Origin of the sequence: Pantoea sp. RG18, from assembly GCF_025910075.1 — a bacterium.
Lineage (GTDB): Bacteria > Pseudomonadota > Gammaproteobacteria > Enterobacterales > Enterobacteriaceae > Pantoea > Pantoea agglomerans.
The window spans coordinates 1-15,269 of the sequence record NZ_JAPCIL010000019.1; the positions used below are offsets into that span (position 1 = coordinate 1).

The following is a 15,269-nucleotide window of genomic DNA, read 5'->3' on the forward strand; positions in this document are numbered from 1 at the left end:
ATGCCAGTCAAACCGGTAAAAATCACCACGCTGTCCGGGGATAAACTGGATGCCTGCAAAGACGTGCCTTCGCGCATTGACTTTAACTACAGCATTCCGGATGGTTATGATCAGGACATAAAGGATTTTATCAAAGAGAAAACCTATCCCTACGGCAGATGGTGACACCGACAGATGAAATCTGCCGGATAATATGCGCCGGAGCGGTGTGCTCCGTCTCTCCGATCGGGAAGCCTGGGGTTATCTGGCCATCGGTAGCGTGGCGGCACTGCTATTTGCTGTCACCATTGCGGTAATGTCGAACCGTGGCGGGACCAATGTGGGTCACATCTATTCGGTGATGACCTATATGTGGATGTTTGCCATAAGCCTGGATGACGGTCCACAGCTGCTGGAAAAATATTCCCAGCTGAAAGACATAGGTCGCCGGGTGAATACCGGCACACACTGATTTGGCCGATTCAGCCGCTGCCTTCTTTTCGGCGTTGTCTCAGTTGAGGGCTGAAGCAGCCGCCGGACCAGCCGGCGGCACGGAGATGAAGAATAACGAGCCGACTCGGGACCGAAAGCGATCACGGCTCAGGGGAGGGGCTAATAATCCAGCTCACCTGGCGCAAATGCTCTGAATGCGTTATCAGATGGCGTATAGCCCAGCACTTCTCGCGTCTGTGTCAGATCAAAGCGCTTAAAGCGGTTATCGGAAATGCCGTAGCCAATAAAGAAGGTGATCTTCTCTGCCTCGACGGCGCCAGTCAGCAATCTGACGGCATCTTCCGGACTCAGCCATGCGCTGTAATCCCGTGCATTATGCAGGCTGTTATCCAGTGCAGGTTCAAACGCCCCGATTCTCAGCGCCACACAGCTCAACCCGTGCTGGCTGGCATAGAAGGCGCAAAGTGCTTCACCATAACATTTGGTGACGCCATACAGATTCGCGGGAGAGACGGCCATGCCGGGATGTATCTGGACATCCGCCGGGTAGCCCTCAATGGTCTGCGCACTGCTGGCAAAGACCAGACGACGACAGCGGTGCTCAGCTGCTGCCTTGAGTATCCAGGTCGTAGAGAGAATATTGGCGGGCAGCAGATCGTCGAAACTGGCCTGCGTATCCGGGATACCGGCGAGGTGGATGACGGTATCGACAGGCTCTTCAGCCAGTAATTTCTCCGCCGCACAAGGTTGTGACAGATCCGCCACAATAAAACGATGGGGTGCGGGTATCGTGTAATCCGGCTCACGTAAATCGGTCAGGATAAAACGGTAGTTGTTCTGGCTGGCCGCAAAGAAAGTGCGCCCGATGCGCCCGCTGGCACCGGTAAGAAGGATAACTCTGGTCGTCATCTGCTGATCCTGTTATGCAAAAGAAGCGCTGAGAGGTCAGTTAAACAGAGATTCACGACTCAGGCCTGCGTAGCTTTCCGGATTGTGATCTTAAACAGGTCGCTATGCGCCAGAGTTGCACGGATAAAGACCCATGTTACCGCAGCCTTCACTGTGCGCCAGATCACATAAATGGGTTGCTAAGCGCAGCCTGACTTTTTATAGTCTGCCCGCTTCAACCGGACGGGAACACGCTCTGCTTTCTCTCTCCGCCTCACTTCAGTTTTTCAGTTCTGGCCATTGGGAATCAATTTTGTTAAGAAAAAATCATAAAACCGACGATGCCGGTTTTGTCCGCTGGGCATTACTGGCCCTCGCGCTGGGCGGCTTTGGCATCGGTACCGGTGAGTTCATCATGATGGGCCTGCTGCCAGATGTTTCACGCTCCCTTGCGATTACCGAGCCGCAGGCGGGCAACGCCATTGCCAGTTACGCGATGGGCGTGGTGGTCGGTGCGCCGTTTATTGCGGTGCTGGCGGCGCGAATGGCACGTAAATCGCTGCTGCTGATCCTGATGGCGCTGTTCAGCATCGGTAATGTTGCCAGCGCGATGGCCGACAGCTATCACGGCCTGCTCGTGGCGCGTTTTCTGACCGGGCTGCCTCACGGCGCCTACTTTGGTGTGGCATCGCTGGTAGCCGCCTCGCTGGTGCCGATTGAACGTCGTGGCCGCGCGCTGGCGTCACTGATGCTGGGACTGACGGTGGCGACCCTGATTGGTGTGCCGCTGGGCTCCTGGATAGGGCAGTTATTTAGCTGGCACGTGGTGTTCACCTTTGTGGGCGCAATTGGACTGCTGACCTGCCTGCTGATTGGCCGCTATGTTCCTTACACGCCTGGCGATGTGGATGCGCATCCGCTGCGGGAACTGGGCGCGCTGAAAAACGCGCAGGTGCTGCTGACCCTGCTGGTGGGGGCGGTAGGATTTGGCGGGATGTTCGCCATCTTCAGTTATATCGCGCCGACGCTGATTAACATTGCTGGCATCTCCCCCTCGCTGATCCCCTGGGCGATGGTGGCGTTTGGGCTGGGAATGATCATCGGTAATCTGGTGGGTGGCCGTCTGGCTGATGGTCCGGTGCTGAATATTATTGGCTGGACGCTGTTATGGAACGTGCTGGTGATGCTGGCCTTCCCGGTGCTGGTTCAGCATGTGGCAACCGGCCTGCTGGCCACATTCCTGATCGGCACCTGCTCAGTGTTGCTGCCGTCATTGCAGATTCGCCTGATGGATGTCGCCAATGAGTCGCAAACCCTGGCGGCTGCGATGAATCACTCGGCGCTGAACATTGCCAATGCGATGGGCGCGTATCTTGGGGGCCTGACGGTGTCGCTGGGCTATGGCTGGATCTCAACAGCGTGGGTGGGTGTTGCGCTGGGCGTGGCCGGTCTGATGGTGTTTGTGCTCACGGCGCGACATGCTGCCCGTCAGCAGACTCAACTGGCCTGAGTTCTATAAAGCAGGGCGCAGCGATACTGTTTACGCTGCGCTTTATCGCTACATGGCCACCGTATAATTTTTCAGCAATGATTAACCGCACTATTATTGACTCTCTGACCGTTCAGCGAAAATTATCATTCTGTCAGCCCTGATATTTCAAAATGCTCGGAAAATCAACAAGGGCGCTCCGGACGTCTGGATGTTAAAAGTAAATTAAAATAATGTTTGCTAATGTCGGCGAGGCGTGGCTTAATAGCGTCATCGGTTTGGAACACAGACCTTATCAAAGCAGTTTTAGTAAAGCAGTCCTCAGTGCAAGCGATATCACAAGATACCCTTATTCATGAGTCTCCTCCTAAAAGCCTGGTAAGTTACCTTCTGAAAGACAGGCCATCTTCGCCACTTTGTGGCTCATAAATTAAGGAATTATCGATGTCTAATAAAATGACTGGTTTAGTAAAATGGTTTGACGCTGGTAAAGGTTTCGGTTTTATCTCTCCTCAGGATGGCAGCAAAGATGTATTCGTACATTTCTCTGCAATTCAGAGCAACGATTATAAAACTCTGGACGAAGGTCAGCAGGTCGAATTCACTATTGAAAACGGCGCTAAAGGTCCTTCAGCGGCAAACGTTGTCCCTATGTAAGCCTTAATTATCAATAGTGCTTATCAACGCGTGATGGCAATAGCCTCAGCAGATAAGCCTGATATTGATAATTAATTAAAACCCGCCTTGTGCGGGTTTTTTGCGTTTATGATTTGCCTGATGCTTACGCGATGTTTTTTGCCCGCGCCAGATATCGGCGCAGGCCAGTAAAAAAATGTTCAGCGCACGCTGGCGACCAGCCACTGCTGCAATTCTGTCAGCTCCGCGCGTTGCTCCGGAAAATCCGCAATAAGCTGATTCAGCACCGGTTCAAGGGCATCGGGCCGATAGGTCACACCCTGCAACCGCTGCGCAAGCGCTTCCAGCGGCGCAGGGTTAAGGCTGTCGCTGAAGATCTGACAGCGGCTGATCACGCCGCGTTCTACATCGAAATGAATCTCCACACCGCCCCAGACAAAACGCTGGTCCAGCAGATGCGAAAAATCGGGTGCCTGACCGAAATTCCACTCCCAGCTACTCTGCTTTGCGAACTGCTCTCTGAAACCCGGCAGATCGGGCAGGGCGTCGGGAGAGATCCTCTCTGGCTCACAGCGCTCACCGTAATAGTTGAAAAATGCGTCCGTCACCGCAGAGCAGATCGCCTGATAGCTGATACCCGGCGTTAATTCCGCCAGATTGGTCACTCTGGCGCGCACTGAGGTTATCCCTTTCGCCTGCAATTTCTTCACATCCGGATTAAGGTAATCCGCCAGGCGAGAGAGGTCGGCATCCATCAGAATAGTGCCGTGATGGAAACCGCGATCCGGCGTTTCACGGTAGGCTGAACCGGATATTTTGCGCAGCCCGTCAGCGGTGTTCACCACTAAGTCATTACGGCCAGAAGCCTCCGCGGGTACGCCTAGCGAAGTCAGTGCGCGCAGAATGATCTCAGTCGAGACGCTTTTATCATACTCCGGCTTGCCGGCCATAAAGGTAAAACAGCAATTGCCGAGATCGTGAAATACCGCGCCACCGCCGCTGCTGCGACGTGCCAGCCGGATGCCATCTTCCGCCATACGTCGGGTGTTGCACTCTTTCCACGGATTCTGTGCCCGCCCGATCACCACCGTTTCCGCATTACGCCACAAAAACAGCACCCGCTGGGTGGCCGGCATCTGGCGGAAAATACACTCTTCTACCGCCAGGTTAAACCAGGGATCGTTGGATTCAGATAACAGTAAACGCAGCGTGGACATCGGTGACTCCCGTTCCTTAAGAGAAGAGGCCCATAAAGCAGGGCAGAAGGCAGAGTGTACCAGCCGGGAAACGGGACTACATGCCTCTTCATGCCGTGATGCTGCGGCAAAAAAAGATAAAATGCCGTCTGCAGAGTAATCGCGGCAGATTGGTGTACGACATTATGACAATATGGATAAGAGTGTGCTGATTCCCCTGCTTATTTTCCCTTTTGAGAGAACAAAAATCGTATGAACGCTTCCGCTGGCATAGCGATGAAGATCACCGCTGCATTAAGTAGCACGCTGATGCTGGCCTGTGTAAAAGAACTCGATGGGGCGATACCGGTCGGCGAAGTAATATTTTTTCGCTCGCTGCTGGCACTGGTGCCGCTGTTAATCTGGCTGCGCTTGCAGGGCAGCGTGCTGGACGGCATTCGCACCCGCAATATCCGGGGGCATTTTGTGCGCGGGCTGGCCGGAACCGGTGGACTCTATTTCAGTTATCTGTCGCTGCTCTACATTTCTCTGACCGACGCCACGGCTATCAACTATGCCGCGCCGCTGTTTACCGTGCTGCTGGCGGCGCTATTTCTGCGCGAAAAAGTGCGTCACCATCGCTGGGTCGCGGTCTTTACCGGTTTCAGTGGCATTCTGGTGATGTTCTCCGGGCATCTCACACTGACACGTCAGGCAACATTTTCCCTTTCTGCATCGGCGGGTATTCTGCTGGCGTTGATGGCGGCCTTCTGTACCGCCTGTGCGCTGGTGCAGATCCGCTTTCTTAACGGCAAAGAGAAGCCGGGCGCCATCGCTTTCTGGTTCGCTATCACCACGGCCTTAACGTCGCTGGTCACGCTGCCAGGCGGCTGGAAAGTGCCGCATGGCAATCAGCTGGCGTTACTGGTGGGATGTGGGCTGCTGGGCGGTATTACTCAGATTCTGATGACTCTGAGCCTGCGCTATGCTGAAGCGTCCTTGCTGGCCCCGTTCGACTACACCACCTTAATCTGGTCAGTGGCGGTGGGTTATCTGCTGCTCGGCAATCTGCCAACCTCCACCACGGTGATGGGTGCGATTCTGGTGGTGGCAGGCGGCCTTTACTCGGTGCTGTATGAGCGTTACCGCTTCCGTAAAGCGCGGGTAGTTAATGCCAGTCGCTGATCGGCCCGCCCGGCATCGCCTTGTTATTTACAGAGTGATAACGCAGAGTTAATAATTTGTGATCGCGGCGAAGGAACAGTCGGCTGCATTCGTTTACGTTGTGAGCAATCAGAATGTAATCGATTACTTATTCGTGAGGTTCCCATGATTGCAACAGTGCAGGAGAGAGCAGGCCAGCAGATGCAGCATAAGCTGCTGGTGCCGCGCCTCTCTCTGATGATGTTTATGCAGTTCTTTATCTGGGGCAGCTGGTCGGTGACGCTGGGGCTGGTAATGACCCGTCACAACATGCCGTTGCTGATTGGGGATGCGTTTTCGGCCGGCCCCATCGCCTCAATTCTCTCGCCGTTTGTGCTCGGCATGCTGGTGGATCGCTTTTTTCCCTCACAGAAAGTAATGGCGGTGATGAACCTGGCGGGCGCAGCGATTCTCTGGTTCGTGCCCCAGGCGCTAATCGCGGAGAATGGGGCGCAGCTGATCGCACTGTTATTTGGCTATACGCTCTGCTTTATGCCGACCCTGGCGCTCTCAAATAACATCGCCTTTCACAGCCTCGCCAGCAGCGAGAAAAGCTTTCCCATCGTCAGAGTCTTCGGCACCATCGGCTGGATCGTGGCGGGGATCTTTATCGGCGTAACGGGCATTGCTGACAGCGTGGCAGTGTTCCAGCTGGCGGCGCTCTGTTCGGTACTGCTGGCGATCTACAGCCTGACGCTGCCAAATACGCCGGCACCAGCCAAAGGATTGCCTTTAAAAGTCCGCGATCTCTTCTGCGCCGATGCCTTCGCACTGCTGCGACTGCGTCATTTCCTGGTCTTCGCTGTATGTGCCACCCTGATCTCTATTCCGCTCGGCACCTACTACGCCTTTACCGCCTCCTGGCTGGCGGATGCCGGTATCCGGGAAGTGAGCACCCTGATGTCACTGGGTCAGATGTCTGAAATTGTTTTCATGCTGATTATTCCACTGCTGTTTCGCCGTCTTGGCGTGAAAGTCATGCTGCTGATTGGGATGACAGCGTGGTTTGTCCGCTATGCACTTTTCGCGCTGGGCATGAGTGATGAGACGCGCACGCTGATTTACCTTGGCATTCTGCTGCATGGCGTCTGCTATGACTTCTTCTTTGTGGTGGGATTCATCTACACCGATCGGATCGCCGGTGAAAAGGTCAAGGGGCAGGCGCAGAGCATGGTGGTGATGTTCACCTACGGCATCGGCATGCTGCTGGGATCGCAAATCTCCGGTGCGCTCTACAATCAGCTGGTGGCGGGTAACGCCAGCCCAGAGAACTGGGCAATATTCTGGTGGATCCCTTCCGTGGCAGCTGCGGTGATTGCGATTATTTTCTTCTTCTCATTCAAATACCGTGATTAAGCGGTAACTGAAATCAGGAGTCACAGATGAAAACAGTTAAGGGACCCGGCATCTTCCTGTCTCAATTCATTACCACCCAGCCGCCTTTTAACTCACTGGCGGGGCTGGCGGAGTGGGCCGCCGGGCTGGGATACCGGGCACTGCAGATCCCCTGCCACCAGCCCGCTATTTTCGACCTTGAGCAGGCAGCGATCAGCCAGACTTACTGCGACGAGGTGCGGGGAACACTGGCCGGTTTCGGGCTGGAGATCAGTGAGCTTTCAACGCATCTGGAAGGGCAACTGGTTGCCGTGAACCCCGCATACGATCTCGCTTTTGATAATTTTGCGCCTGCCGCGCTGCGAGGCGATCCCGCCCGGCGCACCGACTGGGCCATCGCTACGCTAAAGCGTGCGGCTGCTGCTTCTGAAAAACTCGGCCTGCGCGCACATGCCACCTTTTCCGGCTCGCTCGCCTGGCCCTGGTTCTATCCCTGGCCGCCACACCATGAAGCCTTGTTTAATGAGGCGTTTGCTGAGCTGGCGCGCCGCTGGCTGCCGGTGCTGGACAGCTTTGACCATCACGGTGTGGATCTCTGCTATGAAATACATCCCGGCGAAGACCTGCATGACGGTGTCACGTTTGAGCGCTTTTTGTCAGAGGTGAATCACCACCCGCGCTGCAATATCCTGTTCGATCCCAGCCATCTTCTTCTGCAACACATCGACTATCTGCAGTTCATCGACCTCTATCATCCGCGTATCAAAGCCTTTCACGTTAAGGATGCGGAGTACCAGTTAAATGGACGCAGCGGAGTATATGGCGGATATCAGCCGTGGCTGGCGCGCGCCGGACGCTTCCGCTCGCCGGGCGATGGCCAGATCGACTTCAGCCGCATTTTTAGCAAACTGGCCCAATACGACTATGACGGCTGGGCGGTGCTGGAGTGGGAGTGCTGTCTGAAGGATGGCGAGACCGGGGCGCGTGAAGGGGCGGAATTTATCCGCCGGCATATTATCCCGGTGGCTGACCGCGCTTTTGATGATTTTGCTTTAGCAGAGAACGCCCCTTCGGTGCGCCATCAGCTGGGTCTGGATCGCGACGTCTGAGGCGGCATGGATTCAAAGGTTTTCTGTGGGTGAGTTTTAAAACAGAGGGATCGCTATGTCTATTCAGAAAATCGCCCGGATGGCGGGTGTTTCGGTTGCCACCGTTTCCCGTGTGTTGAATAACAGCGACAGCGTAAAACCGGCTAACCGGCAGAAAGTCCTTGAGGCAATCGAAGAGAGCAACTATCAGCCTAACCTGCTGGCGCGCCAGCTGCGTACGGCGCGCAGCTCGATGATTCTGGTTCTGGTTTCCGATATCTCTAACCCATTCTGCGCAGAGGTGGTCAAAGGCATTGAGGAGCAGGCGGAGAGAAATGGCTATCGCATCCTGTTGTGTAACTCGGGCGCCGATATTGCCCGTTCGCGATCCAGCCTGCAACTGCTCTCCGGCAAGATGGTGGATGGCATTATCACCATGGATGCATTCAGCAAGCTGCCGGAGCTGAGCCAGCTGATAGGCACGGCACCCTGGGTTCAGTGCGCCGAACATGATGATAATGGCCAGATCTCCTGCGTCGGGATTGATGATGACGTCGCTGCGCAGTCAGTGGTGCACTATCTGGCCGGACAGGGACGTCAGCGCATTGCGCTGATCAATCACGACCTCCGCTACCGATATGCCCGCCTGCGTCAGCAGGGCTACGCACATCAACTCAAAGAGCAACAACTGGCATGGCAGGCCATCGCTTACGCCAGTGAGTTAAGCTTCAGCGCCGGTAAAGCCGCGATGAATCAGCTGCTGGCGGGCGAGACACGACCGGACGCCGTGTTTGCGGTTTCCGATACGCTGGCAGCGGGTGCCATGGCGGCGATACAGCAGGCGGGTCTGCGGATACCTAAGGATATTGCCGTGGTGGGTTTTGACGGCAGCGAACTGGCCGACATGGTATCGCCGCCGCTGACGACTCTGGGTCAGCCCTCCAGGGAGATTGGCCGTCGCGCCTGTGAGCTGGTGCTGCAAAAAATCATCCGGCCCGACTCTCCGCCACAATGTGTGATCATGCAGGGTGAGCTGGTGGTGCGAGCCAGTAGCTGAAGGATTAATCCGCAAAACCTGGCCCCGCCATAACCTCGTCTTTATTGTCTACTAAAACGCGACAGTCATTGCCAGTTCACGCCATTGTGTGACTACCTGGTTTACTTATATGCTGTTTCCATCGAAGGGCATTCGCACTTCCCGAATCAACGAAGGGGCAGAATATGATTGAGCAAAGATTGTCAGAGCAACGCGGCGTGGGCGATCACGGCTGGCTGAATTCACGTCACACCTTCTCTTTTGCAAATTACTGGGATCCAAAGCAGGCGGGCTTCTCAGATCTGCTGGTGATCAACGATGACAGGGTAGCCAAAGGTCGCGGTTTTGGCGCCCATCCTCACAGCAACATGGAGATTATCTCCTATGTGCTGGAGGGCGCGCTGGAGCATAAAGACTCCATGGGCACCGGCTCTGTGATTGTTCCCGGGGATGTGCAGCTGATGAGTGCCGGTAGCGGTGTGACTCACAGTGAGTTCAACCACTCGGGTACCGAGGGTGTTCACTTTCTGCAAATCTGGGTGGTGCCGGCAGAGAAAAATAGTCCGCCAGGCTACCAGCAGGTCTCCGTTAGCGAAGCGGATAAACGCGGTAATCTGCGACTGATTATTTCGCCGGAAGGTGAAAACGGGGCATTGCGGGTGCGCCAGGATATTCGCATCTATGCGGGACTGTTCCAGGGAGATGAGCAGCAGACAATCACTCTGCCGGACGACCGCTATGCGTATATTCATGTGGCGCGCGGCAGTGTCAGGGTAAATGGCCTGCAATTTAATGCCGGAGACGGTGCGCGGGTTCGCAATGAGAAAACGCTGTCGTTCAGTCACGGTGAAGGAGCGGAGGTGTTGTTATTCGATCTGCGTCCCAACGAAGTGAATCATCCAACCCGTTAAAATGAAAACTGCGCGGCTTCCACCGCGCAGTTTTTTTGCATCACTGCGCGTTAAGAAACGCCAGCAGATCCTGATTCAGTTGATCCTGATGCGTCACCGCAAAACCGTGCGGCGCATTGTCATAAACCTTGAGTTCAGCACCTTCAATCATCTCCGCTGCCACTTTGCCGGTGGATTCAAACGGAACGATCTGGTCGTTGCTGCCATGAATCACCAGCGTCGGCACATTCACTTTCGCTACGTCAGCACGGAAATCGGTCTCAGCAAAAGCGGTGACGCAATCAACGGTGCTCTTCAGCGAAGCGAGCAGCGCGATGTTCAGCGTCTGCGTCATGACGCCATCAGAAACGGTCTGTCCGGCATTGGTACCATAAAACGGCGTAGCGAACTCTTTGATAAACTGCGCGCGATCCTTAAGCAGACCATCACGAATCCCTTCAAACACCGACATATCGACACCCTGCGGGTAGTCTGCCGTTTTGCCAAAGATTGGCGTGACGGCACCCAGCAGCACCAGTGCCGCGACGCGATCGCTGCCATAGCTGCCGATATAGCGCGTGACGTCGCCGCCACCCATTGAGAAACCCACCAGCGTCACGTTCTGCAGGTCGAGATGGGTGATTAAATCGTTGATGTCAGAAGCAAAGGTATCGTAGTTATTACCGGTCCAGGGCTGATCAGAACGACCAAATCCACGACGATCAAAGGCGATAACCCGATAACCGTGCTCCGCCAGGAAGTTCATCTGGCTGTCCCACATATCGGCATCCAGCGGCCAGCCGTGGCTGAACAGAACCGGCTTACCGGTGCCCCAGTCTTTAAAGTAGATCTGTGTGCCGTCGGTCGTTTTAAAGGTGCTCATGGTATTGCCCTCTGTATGACGTGATGGATGAAAAGATGGTGTGCCAGTCACGCTGGCGCCACCAGATAGCGAACCTCGGGTGAATGTTCACCCTGATGAAAAGCGAAAACTCGTCGCTCTATCTTTTTGTCGTTGATGGTGTAGCGCTCTTTCTGACGCAGATGCTCAACCCAGGAGCCGACGACAAACGTCTCAACGAAAATGCCGGGCTGCAGAATATCTTCATACAGTGACCAGTTGATGGCGCCACCGCGACGCCTGACCCGACGCATATCCTGCATGCAGACGGTAAAGGCATGTGCATCATCAATAGTAATCCGGTATTCGTAATTCACCATCACCGGGCCGCGTTCGTGACGAATATCCAGTGCGGGCGCGTTAACGCCATCACCAATCATATCGAGATTGAGATCGGGATCCTGGTCGAGCCGCCAGCGCCAGACGGTGCTGCTGGCCAGCACCATGCCCAGTGCGGCGATGCAGAGCGACAGCGGAATGCTGAAGTGCGAGGCGAGCTGGCCCCAGAGTGCGCTGCCAGCGGTCATGGAGCCGAAGAACACCGTCAGATAGACCGCCAGCGCGCGGGCTTTTACCCATTTCGCGGCGCTGCGCTGTGCGCCGAGATTCAGCGTCGAGAGCACGGCAATCCAGGCAAATCCGGTAAAAAATTCAAACGCATTCAGTAGCCAGAAGTGGCGTACAAAAGCCAGCGCCAGCATGGTCAGGGCGAAAACAAGACTGGCGAGTACCATCAGGCGATCGGAGCTAAGGTGACGACGCAGGCGCGGCAGCAGCACCGCGCCGGTAATCGCGCCAACACCGATACAGGCCAGCATGATGCCGTAGCCGCCAGGGCCAAGGCCGAGTTCACTACGCGCCACCAGCGGCAGTAATGCCCAGCCCGCGCTGCCAAACAGGAAGAAGGCAAAGGTTCGCACCAGCACATTACGCAACACCGGTGCCGCGTGAACGTAGCGCAGTCCGGCACGCACCGCCGGAAAGAAGTGCTCAGGCGGGAGGCGCTGCACGCTCGGCTCCGCCTTCCAGCGCCAGAGCACCCAGGTGACGCCCAGCACTGATAGCGCATTGAGCAGGAAGACCATCCAGGGACCCGTGAACGAGAGGATCAGGCCACCCAGCGCCGGGCCGATGGCACGACTGATATTAATACCGAGTGAGTTAAGGGCAATGGCCGCGCCCAGCTCCGGTTTCGACACCAGATCCGGCACCACCGCCTGAAAGGGCGGTGAACTCATGGCGGCACCGGCGCTCAGCAAGAAGGCTGCCACCAGCAGCACCTCGGGAGTGACATGGCCGGTCCAGGCGAGCACCGTCAGTCCACAGGCGGCGATAAAGGTCCATAGCTGGGAAAACAGCAGATATTTGCGGCGGTCAACGATATCCGCCATCACGCCTGATGGCAGCGCGAACAGGAACATCGGCAGGCTGCTGGCCGCCTGCACCAGCGCCACGGCCAGCGGATCGGCACTCAGCGTCAGCATGCTCCAGTTCACACCCACATCGTTCATCCATGAACCGATATTGGAGACGACGGTGGCGATCCACAGCATGCGGAACACCGGCCTGCGTAGCGGCTGTAACGGCGAAATCTCGCCAGTGGCCTGGACCTCAGGCTGCTCCTGCGCCAGCTGGTGGATATCATTAACCTGCGCCATGACGAACCCCCTGATGTTTCACCGCGCCGATTCGCCAGCCGCCAGGCCCGGTCAGCGCCAGCGTGGTAAAGATAATCAGCAGCAGCCAGCCGAACTGGCCTTCCGCCAGTGACCAGCCAGGGTGTACCACCAGCATCGCGACCAGCAGCACCGCGATGATCGGCAGGCAGGCAATCCGGGTACCCCAGCCGAGAATAATAAAGATCGGGCAGATGACTTCTGCCACTATCGCTGGCAGCAGGCTCATCATCGGTCCCAGACCAAACGGGTCTTCTATACGCGTCAGTTCTTCGCTGAAATGCAGAATTTTCGGCAGTCCATGCACCTGTAACAGCAGCAGGCTGCCGGTCAGGCGCAGGAAGAACAGCCCCGCGTTGATGCGGGGCGATTGAGTGATAGCGTTATTCATGATTAAAACGCGAAGCAGCTGCAGCCGAGCGCGCCCCAGAAGGCGTTATCTTCGGCAACCGGAACGCTGGAACCACGGGCGATCTCATGCGAGTGGCGATGAACACCGCAGGGGCCGCTGCAGTGGTGCACGGCGGGCATCATACCCGCACGGCTCTGCGCAACCGGCGGGGCGCTGCGATAGTGACCTGGCACATTCACCACCGGTGACCACTCTGGCAGAACCGGAATAGCGGGCGGCGCATCCGCGCTGAACGATCCGGCGGCATAGACAATATTGCCATCCACCACCGTCAGCACTGACTCAATGCCTTTAATTTCCTCTTCCGGCACGCTGAAGAAATCTTTGCTCAGCACGGCCAGATCCGCCAGAAGACCTACCTGAATCCGACCTTTTTTATTTTGTTCGCTGGAGAACCAGGCGCTGCCCTGCGTCCAGAGCATCAGAGCCGTTTCACGGTCAAGGCGGGCATTGACGTCATACATCTGCATGCCACCCACGGTGCGACCGGAAACCAGCCAGTAGAGTGCGGTCCAGGGGTTATAACTGGCGACGCGGGTTGCATCTGTGCCGAGTCCGACCGGGACGCCGGTTTCCAGCATTTTCTGAACCGGTGGAGTATGGCGGGTGGCTTCAATACCGTAGCGCTCAGCAAAGTATTCGCCCTGGAATGCCATGCGATGCTGCACCGCAATGCCACCGCCCAGCTCTTTGATACGATCGATATTGCGCTGAGTGACGGTTTCCGCGTGGTCAAAGAACCAGTGCAGACCATTAAACGGGATATCGCGGTTGACCTTCTCAAAGACATCCAGCATCCGGCTGATCGACTCGTCATAGGTTGCATGCAGACGGAAAGGCCAGCGATGTTCCACCAGATGACGCACCACGCGCTCCAGTTCATCCTCCATGCCAGGCGCTAAGTCCGGACGTGGCTCCAGAAAATCTTCGAAGTCGGCGGCCGAGAACACCAGCATTTCGCCTGCGCCGTTGTGACGGAAATAGTCGCTGCCCTGGCCTGGCGTCAGCATATCCGTCCACTTCTCAAAATCTTCCAGTTCATGCCCCGGACGCTGAGTGAAGAGGTTGTAGGCGATACGCAGCGTCATCTGCTTTTTCTGATGCAGTTCAGCGATCACTTCGTAATCTTCGGGATAGTTCTGGAAGCCGCCGCCCGCATCAATGGCGCTGGTCAGACCCAGTCGATTCAGCTCGCGCATAAACTGACGGGTCGAGTTGATCTGCTGTTCCAGCGGCAGTTTCGGTCCTTTGGCCAGGGTGGCGTAGAGGATCATCGCATTGGGACGGGCGATCAGCAGGCCGGTGGGATTGCCGTTGCTGTCGCGCTGGATTTCGCCACCCGGCGGGTTCGGTGTCTCTTTGGTGTAGCCGACGACTTTCAGCGCTGCGCGGTTGAGCAGGGCGCGGTCATAAAGATGCAGCACGAAAACTGGCGTGTCGGGGGCCGCTTCGTTGATCTCATCCAGCGTCGGCATCCGTCGCTCGGCAAACTGGAACTCGGTCCAGCCGCCTACCACACGCACCCACTGCGGTGACGGCGTGCGCAGCGCCTGCTCTTTCAGCATTCGCAGCGCATCGGCAACCGACGGCACCCCTTCCCAGCGCAGCTCAAGGTTGTAGTTCAGACCACCACGTATCAGGTGCAGGTGGGAATCGTTCAGGCCCGGTACGGCGGTGTGACCTTTAAGATCGATCACTTTGGTGCCGTCGCAGTGATACTCCATCGCCTCTGCCAGTGTGCCTACCGCAACGAATTTGCCATCACGAATCGCAACCGCTTCTGCCACCGGATTGCTGCGGTCAACAGTATGAAATTTGCCATGGGTCAGTATCAGTTCTGCTTTACCCAGCGTAACCATAGATCCTCCTCAACGGGGTTGTCCGACGTAGTGCGGGACAGGAAGTGCCGCAGATAACAGGGCACGAATAAGCCGGATTATGGTGAGCGGGTTAATGCGTCGTCTAGTTATACAGAGGGATACCTATACCTTCGTATAGTTATACGCAGAGATAATAGTTTGCCTTCGCCCGTCGCCCTACACTGCGACCAGACAGCCAGCAGCAGGACGTTAAACCTGCACTGACCGTCCTTTTGCTCCGCGCCAATT

General features: G+C 56.2%; 13 protein-coding genes and 1 pseudogene. 8 read left to right on the forward strand and 6 right to left on the reverse strand.

The window, feature by feature from the left end:
- Nucleotides 1-211: 211 nt before the first annotated feature.
- Nucleotides 212-451: pseudogene (locus OK409_RS19880) on the forward strand (hypothetical protein); the annotation flags it as partial.
- Between the two features lie 140 nt (nt 452-591).
- Here the strand turns inward: OK409_RS19880 and OK409_RS19885 are convergent.
- Nucleotides 592-1,341 carry an NAD-dependent epimerase/dehydratase family protein gene (locus tag OK409_RS19885; RefSeq protein ID WP_264367385.1) on the reverse strand — a complete coding sequence of 250 codons (750 nt, stop codon included), beginning with the start codon at nt 1,339-1,341 and terminating at the stop codon, nt 592-594.
- Between the two features lie 292 nt (nt 1,342-1,633).
- Here OK409_RS19885 and OK409_RS19890 point away from each other — a divergent pair, with 292 nt between their 5' ends.
- On the forward strand, nt 1,634-2,830 hold the full coding sequence (locus OK409_RS19890) for an MFS transporter (protein WP_122459825.1): 1,197 nt from the start codon (nt 1,634-1,636) through the stop codon (nt 2,828-2,830).
- A gap of 423 nt (nt 2,831-3,253) precedes the next feature.
- Nucleotides 3,254-3,466, forward strand: a complete 213-nt coding sequence (gene cspA / locus OK409_RS19895) for an RNA chaperone/antiterminator CspA (RefSeq protein ID WP_003855207.1) — start codon at nt 3,254-3,256, stop codon at nt 3,464-3,466.
- Nucleotides 3,467-3,645: 179 nt separating this feature from the next.
- On the opposite strand, the gene OK409_RS19900 is transcribed toward cspA, so the two are convergent.
- Nucleotides 3,646-4,662, reverse strand: a complete 1,017-nt coding sequence (locus OK409_RS19900) for a lipoate--protein ligase A (RefSeq protein WP_010247208.1) — start codon at nt 4,660-4,662, stop codon at nt 3,646-3,648.
- 231 nt (nt 4,663-4,893) lie between these two features.
- Here OK409_RS19900 and OK409_RS19905 point away from each other — a divergent pair, with 231 nt between their 5' ends.
- From OK409_RS19905 to OK409_RS19925, 5 genes are all read left to right on the forward strand, one after another.
- On the forward strand, nt 4,894-5,805 hold the full coding sequence (locus OK409_RS19905) for a DMT family transporter (protein ID WP_031292565.1): 912 nt from the start codon (nt 4,894-4,896) through the stop codon (nt 5,803-5,805).
- Nucleotides 5,806-5,949: 144 nt separating this feature from the next.
- Nucleotides 5,950-7,179 (forward strand): MFS transporter, encoded by a 1,230-nt coding sequence (locus tag OK409_RS19910; protein WP_179256669.1) that lies wholly within the window; start codon nt 5,950-5,952, stop codon nt 7,177-7,179.
- Between the two features lie 26 nt (nt 7,180-7,205).
- On the forward strand, nt 7,206-8,267 hold the full coding sequence (locus OK409_RS19915; RefSeq protein WP_264367386.1) for a sugar phosphate isomerase/epimerase family protein: 1,062 nt from the start codon (nt 7,206-7,208) through the stop codon (nt 8,265-8,267).
- A 55-nt stretch (nt 8,268-8,322) separates the two neighbouring features.
- The gene (locus tag OK409_RS19920) at nt 8,323-9,303 is read left to right on the forward strand and encodes a LacI family DNA-binding transcriptional regulator (protein ID WP_264367387.1); all 981 of its coding nucleotides are present in this window, start codon (nt 8,323-8,325) and stop codon (nt 9,301-9,303) included.
- A gap of 164 nt (nt 9,304-9,467) precedes the next feature.
- Nucleotides 9,468-10,193, forward strand: coding sequence for a pirin family protein (locus tag OK409_RS19925; protein WP_031590637.1), 726 nt, complete (start codon nt 9,468-9,470; stop codon nt 10,191-10,193).
- A 40-nt stretch (nt 10,194-10,233) separates the two neighbouring features.
- Here the strand turns inward: OK409_RS19925 and OK409_RS19930 are convergent, their stop codons facing one another.
- From OK409_RS19930 to OK409_RS19945, 4 genes are read right to left on the reverse strand one after another with little or no spacing between them, the layout of a single operon-like run.
- The gene (locus OK409_RS19930; RefSeq protein WP_010247190.1) at nt 10,234-11,055 is read right to left on the reverse strand and encodes an alpha/beta fold hydrolase; all 822 of its coding nucleotides are present in this window, start codon (nt 11,053-11,055) and stop codon (nt 10,234-10,236) included.
- 47 nt (nt 11,056-11,102) lie between these two features.
- Complete coding sequence (locus OK409_RS19935; RefSeq protein WP_264367388.1) at nt 11,103-12,731, reverse strand: MFS transporter; 1,629 nt, start codon at nt 12,729-12,731, stop codon at nt 11,103-11,105.
- Nucleotides 12,718-13,140 carry a DoxX family protein gene (locus OK409_RS19940; protein ID WP_033769030.1) on the reverse strand — a complete coding sequence of 141 codons (423 nt, stop codon included), beginning with the start codon at nt 13,138-13,140 and terminating at the stop codon, nt 12,718-12,720. The genes OK409_RS19935 and OK409_RS19940 overlap by 14 nt, the downstream gene beginning before the upstream one ends.
- A gap of 2 nt (nt 13,141-13,142) precedes the next feature.
- The gene (locus OK409_RS19945; RefSeq protein ID WP_022624300.1) at nt 13,143-15,020 is read right to left on the reverse strand and encodes an amidohydrolase; all 1,878 of its coding nucleotides are present in this window, start codon (nt 15,018-15,020) and stop codon (nt 13,143-13,145) included.
- Between the last annotated feature and the right edge of the window lie 249 nt (nt 15,021-15,269).

Coding starts and splice junctions, on each gene's coding strand:
- cspA (WP_003855207.1), top strand. CDS start 3,254: ATGTCTAATAAAATGACTGGTTTAGTAAAATGGTTTGACGCTGGTAAA.
- OK409_RS19930 (WP_010247190.1), bottom strand. CDS start 11,055: ATGAGCACCTTTAAAACGACCGACGGCACACAGATCTACTTTAAAGAC.
- OK409_RS19885 (WP_264367385.1), bottom strand. CDS start 1,341: ATGACGACCAGAGTTATCCTTCTTACCGGTGCCAGCGGGCGCATCGGG.
- OK409_RS19945 (WP_022624300.1), bottom strand. CDS start 15,020: ATGGTTACGCTGGGTAAAGCAGAACTGATACTGACCCATGGCAAATTT.
- OK409_RS19925 (WP_031590637.1), top strand. CDS start 9,468: ATGATTGAGCAAAGATTGTCAGAGCAACGCGGCGTGGGCGATCACGGC.
- OK409_RS19910 (WP_179256669.1), top strand. CDS start 5,950: ATGATTGCAACAGTGCAGGAGAGAGCAGGCCAGCAGATGCAGCATAAG.
- OK409_RS19900 (WP_010247208.1), bottom strand. CDS start 4,662: ATGTCCACGCTGCGTTTACTGTTATCTGAATCCAACGATCCCTGGTTT.
- OK409_RS19920 (WP_264367387.1), top strand. CDS start 8,323: ATGTCTATTCAGAAAATCGCCCGGATGGCGGGTGTTTCGGTTGCCACC.
- OK409_RS19905 (WP_031292565.1), top strand. CDS start 4,894: ATGAACGCTTCCGCTGGCATAGCGATGAAGATCACCGCTGCATTAAGT.
- OK409_RS19935 (WP_264367388.1), bottom strand. CDS start 12,731: ATGGCGCAGGTTAATGATATCCACCAGCTGGCGCAGGAGCAGCCTGAG.
- OK409_RS19940 (WP_033769030.1), bottom strand. CDS start 13,140: ATGAATAACGCTATCACTCAATCGCCCCGCATCAACGCGGGGCTGTTC.
- OK409_RS19915 (WP_264367386.1), top strand. CDS start 7,206: ATGAAAACAGTTAAGGGACCCGGCATCTTCCTGTCTCAATTCATTACC.